The sequence below is a fragment of the Pseudomonas sp. DWP3-1-2 genome, from assembly GCF_049896285.1.
GTDB lineage: Bacteria > Pseudomonadota > Gammaproteobacteria > Pseudomonadales > Pseudomonadaceae > Aquipseudomonas.
Genome location: NZ_JAFCTZ010000003.1, coordinates 625522 through 645947, shown reverse-complemented (window position 1 = coordinate 645947; position 20426 = coordinate 625522). Strand labels below are relative to the sequence as shown.

18 protein-coding genes and 1 riboswitch are annotated in these 20426 nt (G+C 59.4%); of the genes, 2 read left to right on the top strand and 16 right to left on the bottom strand.

The annotated features are described in order from the left end of the window. Nucleotides 1-75: 75 nt before the first annotated feature. Nucleotides 76-1080, bottom strand: coding sequence for a low-specificity L-threonine aldolase (gene ltaE / locus ACP7B0_RS11905; RefSeq protein WP_426141526.1), 1005 nt, complete (start codon nt 1078-1080; stop codon nt 76-78). A 194-nt stretch (nt 1081-1274) separates the two neighbouring features. After that, nucleotides 1275-1432: riboswitch (FMN riboswitch) on the top strand. Nucleotides 1433-1558: 126 nt separating this feature from the next. Here ltaE and ACP7B0_RS11900 point away from each other — a divergent pair. Then, nucleotides 1559-2071: a 6,7-dimethyl-8-ribityllumazine synthase gene (locus tag ACP7B0_RS11900; RefSeq protein ID WP_426141525.1), complete on the top strand. Its 513-nt coding sequence runs from the start codon at nt 1559-1561 to the stop codon at nt 2069-2071. Between the two features lie 79 nt (nt 2072-2150). Here ACP7B0_RS11900 and astE read toward each other — a convergent pair whose 3' ends face one another. The 14 genes from astE to acs form a co-directional block, all read right to left on the bottom strand. Further along, entirely contained in the window at nt 2151-3158 is a 1008-nt protein-coding gene (gene astE / locus ACP7B0_RS11895; RefSeq protein WP_426141523.1) for a succinylglutamate desuccinylase, read from the bottom strand. Nucleotides 3159-3170: 12 nt separating this feature from the next. Further along, a complete protein-coding gene (locus ACP7B0_RS11890; protein WP_426141522.1) occupies nt 3171-3461 on the bottom strand; it encodes a topoisomerase II in 291 nt (96 codons plus the stop codon). Nucleotides 3462-3526: 65 nt separating this feature from the next. Beyond that, on the bottom strand, nt 3527-4873 hold the full coding sequence (astB, locus tag ACP7B0_RS11885) for an N-succinylarginine dihydrolase (RefSeq protein WP_426141521.1): 1347 nt from the start codon (nt 4871-4873) through the stop codon (nt 3527-3529). Between the two features lie 46 nt (nt 4874-4919). Continuing rightward, complete coding sequence (astD, locus tag ACP7B0_RS11880; RefSeq protein WP_426141567.1) at nt 4920-6389, bottom strand: succinylglutamate-semialdehyde dehydrogenase; 1470 nt, start codon at nt 6387-6389, stop codon at nt 4920-4922. Beyond that, nucleotides 6386-7411, bottom strand: a complete 1026-nt coding sequence (astA, locus tag ACP7B0_RS11875; protein WP_426141520.1) for an arginine N-succinyltransferase — start codon at nt 7409-7411, stop codon at nt 6386-6388. The genes astD and astA overlap by 4 nt, the downstream gene beginning before the upstream one ends. A gap of 77 nt (nt 7412-7488) precedes the next feature. Then, nucleotides 7489-8520, bottom strand: a complete 1032-nt coding sequence (gene aruF / locus ACP7B0_RS11870) for an arginine/ornithine succinyltransferase subunit alpha (protein WP_426141519.1) — start codon at nt 8518-8520, stop codon at nt 7489-7491. A 148-nt stretch (nt 8521-8668) separates the two neighbouring features. Continuing rightward, entirely contained in the window at nt 8669-9889 is a 1221-nt protein-coding gene (locus tag ACP7B0_RS11865) for an aspartate aminotransferase family protein (protein WP_426141518.1), read from the bottom strand. 248 nt (nt 9890-10137) lie between these two features. Beyond that, nucleotides 10138-11118 (bottom strand): transcriptional regulator ArgR, encoded by a 981-nt coding sequence (gene argR, locus ACP7B0_RS11860; RefSeq protein WP_426141517.1) that lies wholly within the window; start codon nt 11116-11118, stop codon nt 10138-10140. A 160-nt stretch (nt 11119-11278) separates the two neighbouring features. Continuing rightward, complete coding sequence (locus ACP7B0_RS11855) at nt 11279-12043, bottom strand: ABC transporter ATP-binding protein (RefSeq protein WP_426141516.1); 765 nt, start codon at nt 12041-12043, stop codon at nt 11279-11281. A 22-nt stretch (nt 12044-12065) separates the two neighbouring features. Beyond that, entirely contained in the window at nt 12066-13178 is a 1113-nt protein-coding gene (locus tag ACP7B0_RS11850; RefSeq protein ID WP_426141515.1) for a succinylglutamate desuccinylase/aspartoacylase family protein, read from the bottom strand. A 1-nt stretch (nt 13179) separates the two neighbouring features. Next, the gene (locus ACP7B0_RS11845) at nt 13180-13878 is read right to left on the bottom strand and encodes an ABC transporter permease (protein ID WP_426141514.1); all 699 of its coding nucleotides are present in this window, start codon (nt 13876-13878) and stop codon (nt 13180-13182) included. After that, nucleotides 13875-14564, bottom strand: a complete 690-nt coding sequence (locus tag ACP7B0_RS11840) for an ABC transporter permease (protein ID WP_426141513.1) — start codon at nt 14562-14564, stop codon at nt 13875-13877. The genes ACP7B0_RS11845 and ACP7B0_RS11840 overlap by 4 nt, the downstream gene beginning before the upstream one ends. Before the next feature lie 82 nt (nt 14565-14646). After that, entirely contained in the window at nt 14647-15423 is a 777-nt protein-coding gene (locus tag ACP7B0_RS11835; protein ID WP_426141512.1) for an ABC transporter substrate-binding protein, read from the bottom strand. Nucleotides 15424-15984: 561 nt separating this feature from the next. Beyond that, on the bottom strand, nt 15985-17940 hold the full coding sequence (acs, locus tag ACP7B0_RS11830) for an acetate--CoA ligase (protein ID WP_426141511.1): 1956 nt from the start codon (nt 17938-17940) through the stop codon (nt 15985-15987). Nucleotides 17941-18351: 411 nt separating this feature from the next. Between acs and ACP7B0_RS11825 the strand changes: the two genes are divergently transcribed. Further along, entirely contained in the window at nt 18352-18618 is a 267-nt protein-coding gene (locus ACP7B0_RS11825) for a DUF2790 domain-containing protein (RefSeq protein ID WP_426141509.1), read from the top strand. Nucleotides 18619-18748: 130 nt separating this feature from the next. On the opposite strand, the gene ACP7B0_RS11820 is transcribed toward ACP7B0_RS11825, so the two are convergent. After that, nucleotides 18749-20317: a sigma-54-dependent transcriptional regulator gene (locus ACP7B0_RS11820; RefSeq protein WP_426141508.1), complete on the bottom strand. Its 1569-nt coding sequence runs from the start codon at nt 20315-20317 to the stop codon at nt 18749-18751. Between the last annotated feature and the right edge of the window lie 109 nt (nt 20318-20426).

Below are 20426 nucleotides of genomic sequence, written 5' to 3'. Positions count from 1 at the left end.
CCGCATTATATAGGCGTTGCGTCTTCGGTACAGCGTGTTTGTTCGATAGAAACAAGCTACTGGACTATCGGCGCGTCAAGTTCGGGCAAACTCGGCAAATGCAGCAATGACCTGATTGATCTGATCACGGGAAACATCCAGGTGAGTCACCATGCGCAGACGGGGTGCGGCACTCAAACGGATGCCACGCTCGGCGCAGAATGTCTTGAGCGACTCAGACCGATTGTCGATCTGCACGTAGACCATGTTGGTCTGCACCGGCTCCACCTGATAGCCAAGATCGGCCAATCCCTGAGCCAGAAACGCGGCATTGGCATGGTCGTCCGCGAGGCGCTGGACGTGATTGTCCAGGGCATACATCCCGGCCGCCGCCAGCATTCCGGCCTGACGCATGCCGCCACCGACCATCTTGCGCAGACGACGCGCCTTGTCGATCAATTCCTGCGACCCGCACAGCACCGATCCGACGGGCGCGCCGAGGCCTTTGGACAGGCACACCGAAACAGAATCGAAATACTGAGTGATCTCCCGAGCCTCCACCCCCAGTTTGACGACGGCGTTGTAGAGGCGTGCGCCATCCAGATGCAAGGCCAGACCTTTTTCCTGAGTCAGCTTGCGAGCGGCCGCGAGGTAGCTCAAGGGCAATACTTTGCCCTGCATGGTGTTTTCCAGCGCCAGCAAACGGGTACGGGCGAAGTGAAAGTCGTCCGGCTTGATCGCCGTCAGCACGTGCCCCAGGTCCAGCGATCCATCGGCCAGGAACTCCAGCGGCTGAGGCTGAATGGAGCCCAGAACTGCCGCCCCGCCGGCTTCATATTTATACGTGTGAGCCTGCTGCCCCACGATGTATTCATCGCCGCGCTCGCAGTGGGCCATCAAACCAAGCAAATTGCTCATGGTTCCAGTGGGCACAAACAACGCCGCAGGGAATCCCAGCTCTTCGCAGAGCCGCGCTTGCAGGGCGTTGACGCTCGGGTCCTCACCGTACACATCGTCACCCAACGGGGCTTGAGCCATGGCTTGGAGCATGCCGGTGGTGGGTTGAGTAACTGTGTCGCTACGCAGGTCGATGACCGTCACGGAAAGCTCCTTGGGGGCAAGTGCGGGGGTTGAAACAGGGTATTACTAAGGCCATCGTTGATGATTATCAAGGTGGGCCATGACCTATTACATCACTGGACTATAAGAAAAAAGCAGCAACCTGCGACTAAGCGTTTATGCAGAACCCGGAAAACTGTGATAAAAACTGCGCGCCGACGCATTAAAGCGGTCGGCAACGTTCTCAGGGCGGGGTGCGATTCCCCACCGGCGGTAATGACGCGCAATGCGTTTAGCCCGCGAGCGCCTGCATGGCATGACGGCTGTGCAGGGTCAGCAGACCCGGTTGGATTCCGGGGCCGACGGTCATAGTCCGGATGAAGAGAGAACGGGGTTGGCACCAAAGGCAGTCCGCACAGCAACGCTGTGAACGTTCTCGTTCAGGCGCGGCGTGTTCGTACCCTTGAATCCCTTTCGATCCAAAGCGCCCTGTTTTTTTCACAAACAGGAGACAGAACAGATGCAACCCACAGCAATTGACAGCAAAGGCAAAAACCAGCCGAACGAACGCGTCGCGTTTATCCAGGCTTGCTGGCACAAGGATATTGTCGATCAGAGCCGCAAAGGCTTTGTCGCAGAAATGGTCAATCAGGGCTACGCAGAAACCGATATCGACTTCTTCGAAGTCGGCGGCGCCTTCGAAATCCCCTTGCACGCTAAATTATTGGCCAACAGTGGTCGCTATGCAGGCATCGTCGCAGCAGGTCTGGTGGTGGATGGCGGTTTGTATCGCCATGAGTTCGTCGCTCAATCCGTTATCAGTGCCTTGATGCAAGTGCAGCTGGAGACTCAGGTCCCCGTGTTCTCGGTGGTCCTGACGCCGCACAATTTCCACGCGGGCGATGAACACCAGAATTTCTTCTTCAATCACTTTGTCGTAAAAGGCAAGGAAGCGGCTCAAACCTGCGCCGATACACTGAACAAGCTGCGGGACCTGCGTCGTGGTTTGACCTTGCACAAGGCAGTGGGCTAAACAGCGAATTGGTGTAGGAACGCCGCCCGCTCGCTCCAACGGGCGTGGTGTCAGTCACGCGACGGAGAGATGGCTACTCTCAGATCAATCCGTCGTCAGTGGCTGGCACGATCAATATCCCCGCACGCAAGCCATTCTTGACCTTGGGGTTCGGAAAGATGATTCGCGCATTCTCCTCCTCAACGATCCAGCGTGAATCGGCCAGGTCTTCGGCGAGCACATAGCCCTTCTCCAACTCGGAAAAGTTTTCCACATCCACAGGTAGATGCAGCCGAAAGGCATCGCTGTGCTTGATGACTTCCCGCGCCACACTGAACAGCTGCAGACCCTCCAGGCTGTCTTCTTCATCGGGCTCACTGCCGTCGATGATCTGCATCAGCCGCGCCCGCAAGGGTTCGAGATTGACCTGTTGGTTCTGCCCAAATGGCCGGGCCTTGCCCAGCTCCAGCGTGAAAGACTCGGCACCGAGCTTATCGTAGGTGTAGGCGCTGAACACGATGGAGGGTTTGTTCTGCAACAGCACCGCTTCCATGCCCGCCGCCCGCAGGCGCGCCAGCTCGCGGCGGGCGTGTTGACGGCCTTCCTTCCAGGGATATAACGCGAACTGTTCGATCTTCGAACCGCGAATGGCCGTGTGCAGGTCGTAATGCAGGCGATAACGGTCAGGCAGGCTGAAGAACGAATCGGCCAGACGTTCCAGTTCACAGGCACGCAGGGCTTCCGCGCCACCGCTCAATTCGTGACGGCCATTGAATAGACGGTTAACGTCCTGTTCGACGTAACGCTCCCCCTGGCGAATGGCTTCGGGATTGCCAAACAGGAACAGAATTCGTGCGTGCGGCTTGAGTTCGCTACGCGCAATGCTGCGGATCAGATCATCCAGCAGCTCGATGGGGGCAGTTTCATTGCCGTGAATGCCGGCGGACAGCAGCAAGTCAGTGCCGTTATCCAGATCCTGGGGTGGACGCACTTCCAGAGCGCCTTCGCCAAGCCATCGCAAGCGCACGCCGTCGACAGTCGTTTGAGTCTTTTCCGCTGGTTCACGTCCAGCCAGGGTCAGTTCAAGCAGTTTGCCGAGGGCGAGCATTGGCAATGTTCCTTAGTGATCGTGATTGCAGTCCGGACCGTGGACGTGTTCTTCCTCGTCACCGACGTCGGCCGGTTCCATTTCCAGTTGCAGACTGACCAGGTTGGTGGCCAGCGGGCGCAACAGCAGGTTGGCGTATTCGGCATCGCCTTCTTCCACATCAACGCCGATCAGCAACTGGCCACGGCCGTCATGCTGAATCCACAATTCCTTGCCCTGCCACATGACAGCAACGCGGGTGCAGGAAGTTTCCAGCTGGGTGCCGTCGGTGTCTTCAAGGATCAACTGCAGGGTGTCGCTCATAATCGAATGCTCTGTAGAGAGGAAAAACCCGGCGCCTGATGCTTTTGACCAGACGCGCCTCGGGATCAAATATGTTGGAAAGGATAGACCGAGCCCAGTTTAAGGATTTGGGTCAATTCATCCAGTGCCGCGCGACACTCAAGCAACAATTGCGGGTCGGCAAGGTCGGTTTCGCGCATGCGATCGCGATAATGTTTATCAACCCACTGCGTCAGCGTGTCGTACAACGGCGCGGTCATGATAACGCCTGGGTTGACGGCTGCCAGCTCGGTTTCATTGAGCGCGACACGCAAACGCAGGCAGGCCGGACCGCCACCGTTCTGCATGCTCTGCTTGAGGTCGAAAACTTTCACTTCCGACACCGGGTTAGCGCTGGCGATCAAGCCTTGCAGATAGCGCCAGACGCGCTCATTGCTTCGGCACTCTTCCGGCACGATCAACACCATCGAGCCATCCGGGCGAGACAGCAATTGACTGTTGAAAAGGTAGGAGCGCACGGCATCCTCGACCGCCACTTCGGCGCGGGGCACGCAAATCGCACGCAACTGACCGCCGCAACGGGCGAGTTTTTCCTGCAGCTCAGCGAGCATGCGCTCGGTGTGGATGAACGCATCCTCGTGATAGAACAGCACTTCGCCATTACCCACGGCGATCACGTCATTGTGGAAAACGCCCTGATCGATGACCGCTGGATTCTGCTGTCCGTAGACAACACCGCTTTCGCTCAGGCCATGCAGACGCGCCACGGCCTGGGAGGCTTCCAGCGTCTGCCGCGCCGGGTACTTCTGAGGCGCGGGGTAGCGGGTATCGAACGCGCTGCGGCCAAACACGAAAAACTCGACGCCGGCCTCGCCGTAATCGCGGCACAGCCGGGTGTGGTTGGCGGCCCCTTCGTCGCCAAACTGCGCCACCGCCGGTAATGCAGGGTGATGGGCGAAATGCTGCTGATCGGCGAACATCGCTCCGAGCACGCGACTGGTGGTCGGGTGCTCGATGCTGCGGTGGTATTTGCAGTTGAGGTTGGCGGCGGTGAAATGCACGCGACCATCAGCGGTGTCAGCGCTCGGGCTGACCGTCGCCGCATTGGCGACCCACATACTGGATGCAGAACAGCTGGCGACCAGCAAAGGCATGTCCTGCTTCGCCGCTTGTTCAATCACTTGCGCATCGGTGCCGCTGAACCCCAGCCTGCGCAAGCCGCCAACATCCGGGCGCTCCTGGGGGGCGAGCACGCCCTGAGTGAAGCCCATATCCATCAGCGCTTTCATTTTCGCCAGGCCCTGCAACGCCGCCTCCCTGGGGTTGGAGGACTGCTGACTGTTGCTCTGGGACGCGACGTTGCCGTAGGACAGTCCACCGTAGTTGTGGGTCGGCCCCACCAGGCCGTCAAAATTGACTTCGTAGGATTTCATCGGCACGGCTCCGTGGATCTGTTTTTATAAGCATCAAGTCGGTGCATCAGGCAAGTCGCACACCCGGCGTCAACGTCGCAGGCAAGGTCAGGCTGTTGCTCTCGAGCGAGGCCACCGGGTAGGCGCAATAGTCGGCTGCGTAGTAAGCACTGGCCCGATGATTACCCGAGGCGCCCACGCCACCGAACGGGGCGCTGCTGGCAGCACCAGTCAGCTGTTTGTTCCAGTTGACGATGCCCGCCCGGCTTTGTAGCCAGAACTGCCGGTAGCGCGCCTCGGAATCTGATAATAAGCCTGCTGCCAGACCATACTGCGTGTCATTGGCTTCGGCGATGGCCGCGTCAAAATCAGCGTAGCGGCTAACCTGCAACAGCGGGCCGAACAGCTCTTCATCAAGGCGATCGCTGACATGGGTCACTTCAAGGATTCCCGGCGTCAGCAAGGCGGCTGACGTCTGCGGCTGGGTCATTTCCAGCAGGGCAACGGCGCCATTGGCCAGCAACTGCTGCTGAGCGGCCAGTAACGCCTGGGCGGCCTGCAGGGAAATCACCGACCCCATGAACGGTGCGGGCTGCTGGTCGAACGCGCCGACTTCAATCATGCGCGTGACCTCAACCAGACGCTCAATGAAGGTATCCCCCCACTGGCCTTGTGGCACCAACAGGCGGCGGGCGCAGGTGCAGCGCTGCCCGGCCGAGATGAACGCCGACTGGATAACGGTGTACACCGCCGCTTCCACATCGGCGACCTCTTCCACCACCAACGGGTTATTGCCACCCATTTCCAGGGCCAGAATCTTGTCCGGTCGTCCGGCAAATTGCTGATGCAAAGCATTGCCGGTGCGACTGGAACCGGTGAAGAACAGCCCGTCTATGCCAGGATTTGCCGCCAGGGCGATGCCGGTTTCACGGCCGCCTTGCAGCAGGTTCAGAACGCCCGCAGGCAAGCCCGCTTCGATCCAGCACTGGACGGTCAATTGCGCGACTTTAGGGGTCAGCTCGCTGGGTTTGAACAGCACCGTGTTGCCCGCCAGCAACGCCGGGACAATATGGCCATTGGGCAAATGCCCCGGAAAGTTGTAAGGCCCGAACACCGCCACGACGCCGTGGGGTTTATGGCGCAGCACGGCGGTGGCGTCGCCCAGCGGGCCACTCTTCTCACCGGTACGCTCACGGTAGCTCTGCACGGAAATCGCAATCTTGTTGACCATGCTGGTCACTTCGGTCGCGGACTCCCAGAGTGGCTTGCCGGTTTCTTCGCCAATGCAGCGGGCGAGAGCATCGGCGTTGTTTTTCAGGCTGGCGGCGAACGCTTCCAGCACGGCAATACGCTCATCCAGAGAACGGCTCGCCCAAGGCGCGAAGGCCTCGCGGGCGGCACGGACCGCGACGTCTACCTGGGCGGTCGACGCGCCTTGCCCGGACCACAGCACCTGTTGGGTGACGGGATTAAGGGATTCGAATGCCTCGCCCTGCCCGGCCAGCCAGGCCCCGGCGATATACAGTGTGCTCATCAGATAGCCTCCCGGGCTGCGGACAACGGCACGGCGCGGACTTGATCGCCCGCACTGAGGCGCAGGCGCTTTGCAGTCATCGGATCGACCACCAGCGTGCCAGCGGCCAGACGCGCGGCGGCGGCGGTAATGCGGCAGCCTTCACGCTTGCGGTTGTGGATCAAAAACGGTGTTGCGTCGTCGCCCGGCGTGCCGATGGCCAGCACCAGGGCCTGACTGTCGCGCACGGCGCGGATTTTCGCGGTTTCGCATTCAATGGCCGGGCCGGCGTCAAAAATATCCACGTAGCCCTGATAGCTGAAGCCTTCGCTTTTGAGCATGGCCAACGCCGGCTCGGTGTCCGGGTGCACGCGGCCAATAATGTTGCGTGCGTCTTCAGAGAGGAAGCAGGTGTACAGCGGGAATTTAGGCATCAATTCAGCGATGAACGCTTTGTTGCCCACCCCGGTGAGGTAATCGGCCTGACTGAATTCCATCTTGAAAAAGTGCCGCCCCAGGCTCTCCCAGAACGGCGATTGGCCGTGCTCGTCGGACATACCGCGCATCTCGGCAATGATCTTCTTGCCGAATAACTGCGGGAACTCGGCGATGAACAACAGGCGCGCCTTGGCCAGCATGCGGCCATTAAGGCCGGTGCGGGCATCGCTGCGCAAAAACAGCGAGCACAGCTCGGAGTTACCGGTCAGGTCATTGGCCAGGAACAACGTCGGGATTTCCCGATAAATGTTCAATTCCTGGGAGGCGCTGACCGTCAGGCCGACCCGATAGTTGTACCAGGGCTCGCGCAGGCCGACGGCACCGGCAATCGCCGAGATGCCGACCACCTGCCCGTCGTCGTCTTCAAGCACGAACAGGTAGTCGGCATCGCCGCGCTCGGCTTCGCCACGGAAGGTTTTTTCCGCCCAGCCTACCCGGTGGGCCAGGCGCCCTTCGTTGGCGGGCAAGGTCGTCAAGCCGGCGCCGGTGCTGCGCGCCAACTCGATCAGCGCCGGCAGGTCACTGCTGCTTACGGGACGAACGATCATGCTTTCTCCTCAGCGCGGATTCCCTGGAGGAACCCGCGAAACTCGCTAAACCTGCAATCCAGAACTCAATGGCTGTCTCAGACCGCCACGATGCGCACGCTGGCACCTTCACCGACGCCCAGGGCTTCGGCGGCCTCCAGACTCAACAACACCGGTTTGCCCGGGGCCCAGTCCAGTTCCAGCAGGACTGCGCGGTAATCCTGCAGCAGCCCGTTGGCCACCAGATAGAGCCGACCGCCGGTCCCTGCATCAGTGGGTTTGTTCTGGTCGACTTTGACCGGCACAAGCCGGCTCTGTGCGATGGAGCGAATCCCTGAAACCCGCGCATGCAGCGTCGGGCCACCGTCGAAGATGTCAATGTAATGATCGGTCTCGAAGCCTTCGCGCATCAGGATGTCGAAGGTGATCTGCGCCCGCGGGTGTACCTGGCCCATGGCTTCCTGGGCGGCGTCCGGCAGCAACGGCACGTAGATGGGGTAATGCGGCATCAGCTCGGCGAGGAACGTCCGGCTTTTCAGGCCACACAAACGCTCGGCGGCGGCGTAATTCAGATCGAAAAAGTTACGGCCGATGGCGTCCCAGAAAGGCGAGTCGCCGTTTTCATCGCTGTAACCAACGATTTCGGTTACGACCGAATCAGCGAAACGCTCCGGATGACTGGCCACGAACAACAGGCGGCCACGGGAGTTGAGCTCCGACCACGCACTGCCCACAAGCTCGGGGACCACATAAAAGCTGGTCAGCAAGCTGTTGCCGGTCAGGTCATGGCACTGGGAAAGCACGTGAATCTTGTTGTGAATCTTCAACTCCCGGGAGGCGTGAACAAACGTCTCGTTGCGAAAGCTGTAGAAGGGTTCTGAATAGCCCGCCGAAGCAACAATGCCCGAGCAGCCGACGAGACGACCGGTCTGGCTGTCTTCGAGCACGAAAAAGTAGCTTTCTTCACCGTTGAAACTGACTTCGGCGGAGAACGACGCTTCTGAAGCGGCGATCTTGTCGCGCAGGCGTTCAGCATCGTCGGGCAGGGATGTGACACCGATCGGGCTGTCGGCGGCGAGGCGCTGGACCTCGGCCAGATCAGCCATTTGCGCGGGGCGCATCACGAGCATGGTGCCACTCCTTACGGGAATAAACGGCCGGACACTTCCGGCACAGAAAAAAGCGTCCGGCGGTTTCAAGTCCACACGGCACTGGAAAAATGCCCGACGCCCGCTCAAGGGGCCAGCGTCGGGGAATGTAGCGCTGAAGCAGCCGTTATCAGGCCTGGGTCAGTTTGGCGACGGCACGCTCGAAGCGGTCCAGCCCTTCGGTGATGTCCACCTCTTCGATCACCAGACTGGGCGCGAAACGCATCACGTCGGGACCGGCTTGCAACACCATGACGCCTTCATGCTCGGCAGCATTGAAGAAGTCCTTGGCCTTGCCCTTCCAGGGGTCAGTCAACACGCAGCCGATCAACAGGCCCAGGCCGCGCACCTGGCTGAACACGCCGTATTTCTCGCCGATCTGCTCAAGGCGTGCCTTGAACATGTCATGCCTGGCTTTGACGCCATCACGGACTTCCTGGGTATGGACAACGTCCATCACCGCATTGCCGACCGCACACGCCAACGGGTTGCCGCCGTACGTCGTGCCATGAACGCCCACCGCAAAGTGCTTGGCCAGTTTTTCCGTGGTCAGCATCGCAGCCATCGGGAAACCACCGCCGATGCTTTTGGCGCTGGACAGAATGTCCGGCGTCACGCCGTAGTGCATGTAGGCAAACAGATGGCCGCTGCGGCCCATGCCACTCTGCACTTCGTCGAAAATCAGCAGGGCATTGTGCTCGTCGCACAGCTGCCGGGCGCCTTGCAGGAACTCCAGATCAGCCGGCAACACACCGCCTTCGCCCTGGATCGGCTCCAGAACCACCGCGCAGGTTTTGTCGGTGACCGCGGCCTTCAACGCAGCCAGGTCGTTGTAAGGGACATGGCTGATGCCGGTGATTTTCGGCCCGAACCCATCGGAATACTTGGGCTGACCACCCACGCTGACCGTAAAGAGCGTGCGGCCGTGGAAGCTGTTGAGCGCCGCAACGATTTCGTACTTTTCCGGGCCATACAAATCGTGGGAAACACGACGCGCCAGCTTGAAAGCGGCTTCGTTGGCTTCAGCGCCGGAGTTACAGAAGAAAACGCGCTCGGCGAACGTGGCATCCACCAGCTTTTTGGCCAGGCGCAACGCCGGCTCGTTGGTGAAGACGTTGGAAACGTGCCAGAGCTTGTTGCCCTGCTCGGTCAAGGCACCGACCAGCGCAGGATGGCAATGACCCAATACGTTGACGGCGATCCCGCCGGAGAAATCGACCAACTCACGGCCCGACTGGTCCCAGACTCGGGAGCCTGCGCCACGCACGGGAATAAAACCGGCGGGCGCGTAATTAGGGACCATTACCTGGTCGAAGTCGGCGCGTTGCACCGCAGCTTGCTCAACGGACATCGGAGTCTCCTGAAGAGGAACGCCTGCCTGAAACTGGCGAGCGATGAAGGGATTGTAAGGACTGATTTCCATTCGGCCTTGTCGCCAGGCGACAACTTGTTACAGCGCAAAACCGTGAATTTCCGTAGCTTTCGGCAATGCGACATATACCGTCGCAAAGGCGCAGTTTAAACGTTGACCCGATGTAATTGCAGATACAGATGCTTTGATTTCTGTGGCGGGCCCGCTCGTTCCCACAAGTCCACGCGTCACCCGCGCTCGGAAGGCACCGACGACAATTCGAACGGGCTGCTGCTGCGGCGCTGATTGCGGTCTTCCCGGGGCGTCGCGCCGAAGAAGTTGCGGTAGGCACTGGAAAAGTGCGGGCCGGAGGAGAACCCGCACGACAGACCAATCTGGATGATGGACTTGCTGGTCTGCATCAGCATCTGCCGCGCCTTGTTCAGACGCAGCTCCAGGTAGTACTGGCTGGGCACACGATTGAGGTACTGCTTGAAAATACGCTCCAGTTGACGACGGGACACGCAGACGTGCTGGGCGATTTCGTCGGTGGTCAGCGGCTCTTCGATATTGGCTTCCATCAGCAGAACGGCCTGGGTCAGCTTTGGATGGCTGGAGCCCAGCCGGTTCTGCAAGGGAATGCGCTGACGCTCGCCGCCTTCGCGAATCCGCTCGACCACCAGCTCTTCGGAAACGGCCCCGGCCAGCTCGGCACCGTGGTCACGGGCCAGCACGGCGAGCAGCAGATCAAGTACCGACATCCCGCCGCAGGCCGTCAGGCGATCACGGTCCCAGTCGAACAGATGGCTGGTGGCAATGACCTTGGGGAACCGCTCGCTGAAATCATCCTGCCAGCGCCAATGCACGGCAGCACGATAGCCATCGAGCAAACCCAGCTGCGCCAGCGGGTAGACGCCCGCCGAAAGACCGCCGATCACGCACCCGGAACGCACCAGTTGCTTGAGACCGCTGCTCAACGCCGCCGTCATCGGCGCCGGGGGTTCATCGGCCAACAGAAACAGCTTTTGCAATCCCTCAAGTCGGCCGGTCCAAGGCTCGCCGGGCAGTTGCCAGGCACCTTCGGGCGGCGCTTCGGCTTGCAGGAAGGACAACTCGTAAAGCACTTCCGGGTGGACGCGCTGCGCAACACGCAAGGCTTCCTCGGCCAGCGCCAGGGTCAAGGCTTTGGTGCTGGGCCAAATAAGAAAACCTATTCGATGGGCAGTCATGTCGGGCAGTCCGGAGCGTATCGCAGTTGAACAGGCTGAATGAACAGCCTGCAGGGTTCGAGCCAAGAAAAACGGCTCACACTGAGTCTTGACGGTCAGGCTGGCGCAGCATGACCTGTTCTGTCGCTAAAAGGCATCGCCGAAACGATGCCCTTCTTTTTTACTTGAGACTGCCTGACAGGAATTGCTGCAGACGCTCGGATTGCGGGTTGACCAGCACTTCACGAGGATCGCCGCGCTCCTCGACCATGCCTTTGTGCAGGAAGATCAACTGGTTGGAGACTTCCCGGGCAAATCCCATTTCGTGGGTCACCACCACCATGGTCCGGCCTTCCAGGGCCAGAGACTGCATGACCTTGAGCACATCGCCCACCAGCTCCGGGTCCAGAGCTGAAGTGGGTTCGTCGAACAACATGACTTCCGGCTCCATGGCCAATGCCCGGGCAATCGCCACACGCTGCTGTTCACCGCCGGACATGTGCCCGGGATAAGCGTCCTTACGGTGGGCAACGCCGACCTTGGCCAGGTAATGCTCGGCTTTTTCCAGCGCTTCTTTTTTCGACATGCCCAAGACATGGATCGGCGCTTCGATGATGTTTTCAATCGCGGTCATGTGCGACCAGAGATTGAAGTGCTGAAACACCATGGACAACCGCGAGCGCATGCGCTGCAACTGTTTGGGGTCTGCCGCCTTGAGGCTGCCGTCTTTATTGGCGACCAGTTTCAGCTCTTCGTTGTTGAGCAGAATCTTTCCGGCGTGGGGCTGCTCCAGCAGGTTGATGCACCGCAGGAAAGTGCTTTTGCCCGAACCACTGGAACCGATGATGCTGATCACATCTCCGGCCTTGGCAGTCAGGGACACACCCTTGAGCACCTCGTGGCTGCCATAGCGTTTATGCAGATCCTGGACTTCCAGTTTGTTCATGCTTTCAATTCTCACAAAACAGTCAGTCGTTGAGCAGACGGCCATGACGGCGCGCGGTGCGCCCCGCCACTTTGGCCAGCCAGAAACCCGGTTGTGCGTAACGCAGCCGTTCGATGGCGAACAGCACGCCTGCGGTGTTGGTGCGGACTGTGCTGACCTGATCAGACAGCGGGTCGATAACCTCAAACAGCGGGTCACCCACCTCGACCTGGTCGCCGGCCGAGCGCAGGAACGTCACCACGCCGGGATGCGGCGCGAATAACAATTCAGTGCCCTCGAACGGCATGCCTTCGCAGGCATCGTGGGCCGGTTGCGGCCAGTCACCACTGATAAAGCCCTGCTCCGCCAGGAACGCCAGAATACCTGCGGCATGAGCCTCGGCTTCAGGCTTGCCCGTATCGGCCTGACCGCCCAACTCGAGGGTGGTCGCAAGACAGGCCAGCGGAATCTGTGCCTGCGGAAAAATCCGCGACAAGCGCAACCAGGGCAGTGAACAGGCTTCGTCGAACGAACTGCCGCCCGAATCCTCGGCCAGCAGCGCGACCTTCACATCCAGATGCGCCGTGAGCGAGCGCCACTGCGGCCAATGCTGAGGCAAGGCGTACAGGTGAAGCGCGGCGTCTGCATCACAATGCAGATCAAGCACCACGTCCGCCGTGCAGGCATGGCTGAGCAGCAAGCGCTGCAAGCCGTGCAACTCGCTCTGGGCAGGCGGCAGGCTTGCCAGCACCGTAGTCATGGTCTGTCGGATCAACTGCACATTGCTGTGAGGATCATCACCCAACCGGCCTTCAAGCCGTTCTGCCACAGGCTCGCTCAACTCGGCGAAGTCGCGGTTGAAGTTCTTGCCGCTGCCGAACTCGAATCGCCCTTGATGCGCACCTTGCAGCAGTTGCCCAAGCCCGATGGGATTGGCCACCGGCACGAGCTCGATAACGCCCTTGAGCGCGCCCTGCGCTTCCAGTTCCAGCAGGCGTTTTTTCAGCTCCCAGGCGGTGCGCATGCCCGGCAGTTCGTCAGCGTGCAGGCTGGCCTGGATATAAGCCTTGCGCTCGCCGCTGCCAAAACGAAAGACGCTGAGCTGGCGTTCGGTACCGAGGGAGCTCCACGGCAATACATGATCGGTTCTTTGCATGTCAGGCCTTCCGGGGCGCGAGGTAGCCCAGCCAGCGCAGTTCGGCCAGCTTGAACAGTCGCACCAGAATGAATGTCAGGCACAGGTAGAACACGCCTGCGGTGATGAATGCCTCGAAAGGCAGATAGAGCTCGGAGTTGACTGCGCGGGCCGCACCCGTGATGTCCAGCAGGGTCACGCTGGAGGCCAGACTGGTGCTCTGCAGCATCATGATCACTTCGTTGCTGTACTGCGGCAGCGCCCGACGCAGGGCCGACGGCAACAGAATCCGCCGATACATCTTGGCCCTGGACATGCCCATGGCGCGGGCGGCTTCGATCTCGCCAGCGGGGGTGGCCTTGAGGCTGCCGGCGATGATCTCGGCGGTGTAAGCGCTGGTGTTGATGGCAAAGGCCAGACAGGCGCAGAAGGTTGCGCTGGACAGCCAGGGCCAGAGGAAGCTCTCCCGCACCGCCGAGAACTGCGACAGCCCGTAGTAAATCAGGAACAGTTGCACCAGCATCGGCGTGCCGCGAATCACATAGGTGAACAACCAGGCGGGCAGGTTAACCCACCGATTCTTCGAGACCCGCATCAGGCCCAGGGGCAAAGCGGCAAGCAGCCCGAAAAGCAGCGAAATCGCCAGCAACTTGAGGGTGACCAGCATCCCGGAAAAATACAGGGGCAGGTTATCCCAGACGGCCATGTAGTCGAAAATCATAGGTCAGCCGCCCTTACGCCTACCGAGTAGCGTTTTTCAATGAAGCGCAGGACCAGCAACGAGACGCTGGTGATCGCCAGATACAGCACGGCCACTGCGAGGAAAAAGGTGAAAGGCTGACTGGTCGCGTCACCGGCCTGCTTGGCCAGAAACATCATGTCTTGCAGACCCACCAGCGAAATCAGCGCCGTGGCCTTGGTCAAAACAAGCCAGTTATTGGTAAAGCCCGGAATCGCCAGACGGATCATCTGCGGCACCAGGATTCTGAAGAACACTTTGAAGCTACTCATCCCGTACGCCATGCCGGCTTCGGCCTGACCTTTGGGTATCGCCATGAATGCACCGCGAAAGGTTTCAGACAGGTAGGCTCCGAAGATGAAACCCAGCGTGCCGATGCCTGCCGCCAATGGACTCAGGTCAATGTAGTCGTCATGACCCAGCATCGGCGCAATGCTGTTGAGCGCGCCCTGACCGCCGTAGAAAATCAGCAGAATCAGGACCAGATCGGGAATGCCGCGAATCACGGTGGAATACAAATCACCCAGCCATGCCAGCCAGCGCACCGGCGACAGGCGCAACGCTACGCCAATCAGTCCGAGGACAATGGCCAGCGCCATCGACGACAAGGCCAGTTGCAACGTCAGCCCTGCACCTTCGAGGATGACAGCCCCGTAGCCTTTCAACATGATGTGCGGTCCTCACCGATGGGTATGAAAATGGCGCAAGAACGACAGTGCTTGCGCCATCTTGAGGGTAGCTTCGGACGACTTACTTGCCGTAAACGTCGAAATCGAAGTACTTGTCCTGGATTTTCTTGTACTCGCCGTTGGCGCGGATGGCCGCAATGGCCGCGTTGATCCGGTCCAGATTGGCCTTGTCGCCTTTGCGCACGGCAATACCGATACCGTCGCCGAAGTACTTGGCATCAGTGAAAGCCGGACCCACGAACGCGTAACCTTTGCCAGCGTCGGTTTTCAGGAAACCGTCCTGCAGCAAGGTGGCGTCAGCCACGGTGCCATCCAGACGACCTGCCTGGATGTCCAGGTAGATTTCGTTCTGCGAAGCGTAGGACTTGATCTCGGCGCCCTTGGGCTGAAGCACTTCCTTGGCAAACTTGTCGTGGATCGAACCGCGTTGCACGCCGATTTTCTTGCCCTTGAGCTCATCAAGGCTGTCGCTGACCACCGTGCCGTCCTTCATCACCAGACGCGCCTGGGTGCTGTAGTAGCGATCAGTGAAATCCACGGATTTCTTGCGGTCTTCGGTGATGGACATCGAGGACAGGATGGCGTCGATCTTGCGCACTTTGAGAGCTGGAATCAGGCCATCGAATTCCTGCTCGACCCAGGTGCACTTGACCTTCATCTCGGCGCACAAGGCGTTGCCGATGTCGTAGTCGAAACCGACGATGCTGCCATCCGGCGCCTTGGAGGCAAACGGAGGGTAAGCGGCTTCGATGCCGATTTTCAGAGGTTTTTCGTCAGCGAACGTTGGCTGCGCCAGCATAGACAGCGCCAGTGCGCCAAGCAGCATGAGCTTTTTCATTCTTAGGACTCCGTCGGTAACACGACAAATTGCAGACTGAGCAAGAGCCCAAAATGCGAAGGAACGATGGGAGACTGTGACGCCTTGAAGGCGAGGCCGGAAACCGGACCCGCAACCTTGGGCGAGTGATCGGCATTTTAGCGACACGCTCGAAGTCGATATTTCTTCAATGCGACAACTAGTTACAGATGCACCGAAAAACAGGACCGGAGTTATTGACGGCTCTTGCAGATTATGCAATGCGAAAAGAAGACTAACCGATCTATACAGCAAAATGCGCGCCCATTATTGGCAAAGCCTTGTAATACGGCAAGGGGAGCGTTGGTCGGGCTTATCTTTCAGTCAGAAATGCATCGATTTCCTACAACTGTGAGACGCAATGCCTCACAAATGAACAAAGCGTTGCATCAAAAGGTTACAGGTAACAAATGGATATATATCTGGAGCCTGCGTCCTGGCTCGCGCCCACCGTTTTCAGTGATCAGCGCTCGGCCCTTCGTTTCCTGCACGCACAAAAAACCCCGCCAGGCTCACGCCGGGCGGGGCTTTGAACAACCGTTATCAGGCGGCTGTCATGGTTTTATGTGTGTCGATCAAATGCTGCACGACACCCGGATCGGCCAGGGTCGAGATATCGCCCAGGGTGTCGTACTCCCCGGTGGCAATCTTGCGCAGAATGCGACGCATGATTTTCCCCGAACGGGTTTTCGGCAGGCCCGGCGCCCACTGGATGACATCCGGCGAGGCAATCGGACCGATTTCCTTACGCACCCAGTTACGCAACTCCACACGCAATTCCTCGCTCGGAACTTCGCCGCCATTCAGGGTGACGTACACGTAGATGCCCTGCCCTTTCAAATCGTGAGGCACGCCCACAACGGCGGCTTCGGCAACTTTCGGGTGAGCGACCATCGCGCTTTCGATTTCGGCGGTCCCCATACGATGGCCTGAAACGTTAAGAACGTCATCCACTCGACCGGTGATCCAGTAATAACCATCCTCGTCACGACGTGCACCGTCGCCCGTGAAGTACATGCCACGGAAGGTTTTGAAATAGGTGTCCACGAACCGGTCGTGGTCGCCATACAGCGATCGCGACTGACCCGGCCAGGAGTCAAGGATCACCAGATTGCCTTCGGCCGCGCCTTCGATCAGGTTGCCCAGGTTGTCCACCAGAGCCGGGATCACACCAAAGAATGGCCGCGTTGCCGAGCCAGGTTTCAGCGCAGTCGCGCCTGGCAGCGGGCTGATCAGGATGCCGCCCGTCTCGGTCTGCCACCAGGTATCGACAATCGGGCAGTTCTTCTTGCCAACCGTGTTGTAGTACCAGTTCCAGGCTTCAGGGTTGATGGGCTCACCCACCGAGCCCAGCAGGCGCAGGCTCGAACCGTCAGCGCCGTCCACGGCTTTGGTGCCTTCGGCCATCATGGCCCGGATGGCAGTAGGCGCGGTGTAGAGGATGTTGACTTTGTGCTTGTCGATAATCTTCGACACGCGAGTGATGTCCGGGTAGTTGGGCACGCCCTCGAACAACAGTGTCGTGGCGCCGTTGGCCAGTGGCCCGTAGACGATGTAGCTGTGACCGGTTACCCAGCCCACGTCAGCCGTGCACCAGTAAACCTCGCCCGGACGATAGTCGAACACGCGCTCGTGAGTCAGCGCTGCGTAGAGCAGATAGCCTGCGGTGGTGTGCAGCACGCCTTTGGGTTTACCTGTGGAGCCGGAGGTATAAAGAATGAACAGCGATTCTTCAGCGCCCATCTCTTTCGGAGCGCAGGTGGCCGAAGCCACTTCCAGCAACGAGTGGTACCAGATGTCGCGATGGCGGTTCCATTCGATGTCGCCACCGGTGCGTTTGCACACGATAACCTTCTGCACGCTGGCGGTTTCAGGGTTGGTCAACGCATGGTCAACGTTGGCTTTCAGGGCGGTTCTCTTGCCGCCGCGCAGGCCTTCGTCGGCCGTGATCACAACCTTGGACTGGCAGTCGATGATGCGGCCGGCCAGCGCCTCAGGGGAGAAGCCGCCGAATACGACAGAGTGAATGGCACCGATCCGGGCGCACGCCAGCATGGCGACTACAGCCTCGGGGATCATCGGCATGTAGATGGTCACTACATCGCCACGATGCACATCCTGTCCGCGCAGCGCGTTGGCGAACTTGCAGACTTCTTCATGCAGCTCGCGATAGGTGATGTTACGGCTTTCGGAAGGATCGTCGCCTTCCCAGATGATGGCGAGGGAATCACCGCGTTCTTCCAGGTGGCGGTCCAGACAGTTGTAGGCAACGTTGAGCGTGCCGTCAGCGAACCATTTAATATCGACGCGGTGATCATCGAAGGAGGTCTGCTTGACCGCGTTGAAAGGCTTGATCCAGTCGAGGCGCTTGGCCTGCTCACGCCAGAAGCCATCAGGGTTGACCACTGACTGCTGGTACATGGCCTTGTAGGTCGCCTCATCGGTCAGCGTTGTCGCTGCAACTTCTGGGCGGACGGGGTACAGGGAAGCTGCACTCATCTTGGTTACCTCGGTGGATAGTTGTTGTTTTATGTGTTCGTTGTAACCGGGCCTGAACCCCGGGACCATTCGACGATGGTCTTACCGCTCTGCCACCCTACACCACAATCAGCCTGAGAGCCCCGCGTTCCGGCAGCGTCAGGCCAAAAGAAGCAAGACTAAAGAACGAGGGACCCTGAAGAACTTCGGCGTCGCCGAAGCGGATTATTACGGATTTGCTCAACAGTGTTTATCAAAACCCTTTGTATATGAATGAGTGACACAGGCCTAGAATCATTCTCGCCAACACGGCAAACCGATTAACAACTGACAGCCCCCACACGGCGTGTTAATCAAACATACCGATACTTGTTCGCACATAACCCCACAAGGGTTATGTGACCCTTTTCAAACTAAATAAGGTAAACGTTAATGAAAGCTTCACTGCTGGTTCTGGCTCTTTGTGGCTTTAGCGCATTTGCAATGGCTGAAGAGTCCGGTGCAAAAGTCGCTGAACACCAAGCCCGTGCAGAGCAATACACTTACGGCACCCATCTTGATATCGCCAAAGTGGTTTCAGTCAGCAACGTGCCGAACGTCTGCGCCGTCGTACCGATGCGCATGACCTACCTAGACTCCCAGGGCGAACAGCACGTCATGGCTTATCAGGTCATGGGCAACGGTTGCAGCAACGGATAATTCAGACAATAGATGTTTGATGCCAACGTCTCCTGGAGCACTCCGCGGGGACGTGGCCTCGTTTCTGTCATCGCGGTTACTGTCGACCTACAACACGGCCCCTTAATACACTCAAGCCCTGCACGTGTTATTAACGCCCCTGCTTCTTTTCCGACGTCAGACCATAATCCCGTAACTTGTTGGCAATCGTGGTATGGGACACGCCCAACCGTTTGCCCAATTGTCGACTGCTGGAATATTGCGCATAAAGGCGCTCCAGTACCGCCTTTTCAAATCGCCCGACGATTTCTTCCAGTCCGCCTTCCAGTGAAAACTCACGCATCGGCTCACGCACGCCATATTCCGGCAAACGAATGTGCTCGGCCTTGACGGTACCGCCTTCGCACAACGAAACCGCTTGAAACAGCACGTTCTCCAGTTGACGAATATTGCCAGGCCAACGGTAATGGGTCAGCCGCTCCATGGCCGCTGGCGCAAGTTTGGGAAGCGGGCAGCCGATCTGCCGACTGGCCTGATCGAGAAAATGCTCCACCAGCGGGCCCAATCCATCCAGCGATTCGCGTAACGGCGGGATATGAAGGGTCAGCACATTGAGCCGGTGATAAAGATCCTGGCGGAATTCGCCCCGAGCGCACAGTTCAGACAGATCGGTCTGGGTCGAGCAGATCACACGCACGTCCAGATACACCTCTTCATCACTGCCGACACGACGAAAGCAGCCGTCCTGCAGGAACCGCAGCAATTTGGCCTGCATCCGCGCCCCCAGCTCGCCCACCCCATCGAGAAACAGGGTGCCGCCCGCCGTCAACTCCAAAAGCCCCAGCTTGCCCTCGGCCCGCGCACCGTCGAAAGCGCCGGGCCCGTAGCCGAACAGCTCCGTCTCGGCCATGGATTCGGACAGCCCCGCGCAGTTCATTGCCATCAATGGCGACTGGCCCCGGGGGCTGGCCAGATGACAGGCCCGCGCCAGCAACTCCTTGCCGGTGCCGGTTTCCCCTTCGATCAATAACGGCGCATCCAGCGGTGCCATGCGCCGGGCTTCGCGAACCACCGATGCCATGACTCTGGAACTCTGGAAGATGCTGTCAAAGCCCCGCAACTCCTGCTTGCGCACCTGATAGATGCGCTCGCCCACCCGGTCGGCGCGATGCAAGGTCAACACCGCGCCGGCCAGGGCCTCGCTGTCATCGTGTTGAGACTGCAACGGCGCAATGTCAGCAAGAAATACATCGCCTCGCACCTTCACCCGCAAGCCATTGATACGGGATTTGTGGGTCCGGACCAGCTCCGGCAGATCGAAGTCTTCCACGTAACGCGACAGAGCAATGCCAGGCACTTCATCGACACGCACGCCCAGCAACTGCGCGGCGGCCCGATTCGCCGCGACGATAGCGCCGCTCATGTCGATGGACAGCACCGGAAACTCCAGCGCGCCCAACAGGGCGTTCAGCTCCATATGCCGACGCTCGCTGGGCATCAGCCCTACCCGCTTGACACTGAACACGCCGGGAATGGCCTCAAACCTGGGCCGCAGCGCCTGAAACTGCAGGTTGATCAAGTTGGGGCAGTGCAGGTAGATCGCATCACCCTGCTCACCGCCCACCTCGCCTCGCGCCAGGTTAACGCCGTAGCTGACCAGCAGTTGGAGAATGTCCCGGGTCATGCCGATGCGATTGAGGCAATGAACTTTGATGCGCATGGCGGATAAATCCTCTGGCCGGGTTTTGTTTTTATAACGTGGCAAAGTTTGGCGTAAAGAATACGTGACAGCCAGGCGTAATTTCCAGCACTGGAACCGAGCGAAACGC

Coding starts and splice junctions, on each gene's coding strand:
- ACP7B0_RS11900 (WP_426141525.1), top strand. CDS start 1,559: ATGCAACCCACAGCAATTGACAGCAAAGGCAAAAACCAGCCGAACGAA.
- astE (WP_426141523.1), bottom strand. CDS start 3,158: ATGCTCGCCCTCGGCAAACTGCTTGAACTGACCCTGGCTGGACGTGAA.
- ACP7B0_RS11890 (WP_426141522.1), bottom strand. CDS start 3,461: ATGAGCGACACCCTGCAGTTGATCCTTGAAGACACCGACGGCACCCAG.
- astB (WP_426141521.1), bottom strand. CDS start 4,873: ATGAAATCCTACGAAGTCAATTTTGACGGCCTGGTGGGGCCGACCCAC.
- astA (WP_426141520.1), bottom strand. CDS start 7,411: ATGATCGTTCGTCCCGTAAGCAGCAGTGACCTGCCGGCGCTGATCGAG.
- aruF (WP_426141519.1), bottom strand. CDS start 8,520: ATGCTCGTGATGCGCCCCGCGCAAATGGCTGATCTGGCCGAGGTCCAG.
- ACP7B0_RS11865 (WP_426141518.1), bottom strand. CDS start 9,889: ATGTCCGTTGAGCAAGCTGCGGTGCAACGCGCCGACTTCGACCAGGTA.
- argR (WP_426141517.1), bottom strand. CDS start 11,118: ATGACTGCCCATCGAATAGGTTTTCTTATTTGGCCCAGCACCAAAGCC.
- ACP7B0_RS11855 (WP_426141516.1), bottom strand. CDS start 12,043: ATGAACAAACTGGAAGTCCAGGATCTGCATAAACGCTATGGCAGCCAC.
- ACP7B0_RS11850 (WP_426141515.1), bottom strand. CDS start 13,178: ATGCAAAGAACCGATCATGTATTGCCGTGGAGCTCCCTCGGTACCGAA.
- ACP7B0_RS11845 (WP_426141514.1), bottom strand. CDS start 13,878: ATGATTTTCGACTACATGGCCGTCTGGGATAACCTGCCCCTGTATTTT.
- ACP7B0_RS11840 (WP_426141513.1), bottom strand. CDS start 14,564: ATGTTGAAAGGCTACGGGGCTGTCATCCTCGAAGGTGCAGGGCTGACG.
- ACP7B0_RS11835 (WP_426141512.1), bottom strand. CDS start 15,423: ATGAAAAAGCTCATGCTGCTTGGCGCACTGGCGCTGTCTATGCTGGCG.
- acs (WP_426141511.1), bottom strand. CDS start 17,940: ATGAGTGCAGCTTCCCTGTACCCCGTCCGCCCAGAAGTTGCAGCGACA.
- ACP7B0_RS11825 (WP_426141509.1), top strand. CDS start 18,352: ATGAAAGCTTCACTGCTGGTTCTGGCTCTTTGTGGCTTTAGCGCATTT.
- ACP7B0_RS11820 (WP_426141508.1), bottom strand. CDS start 20,317: ATGCGCATCAAAGTTCATTGCCTCAATCGCATCGGCATGACCCGGGAC.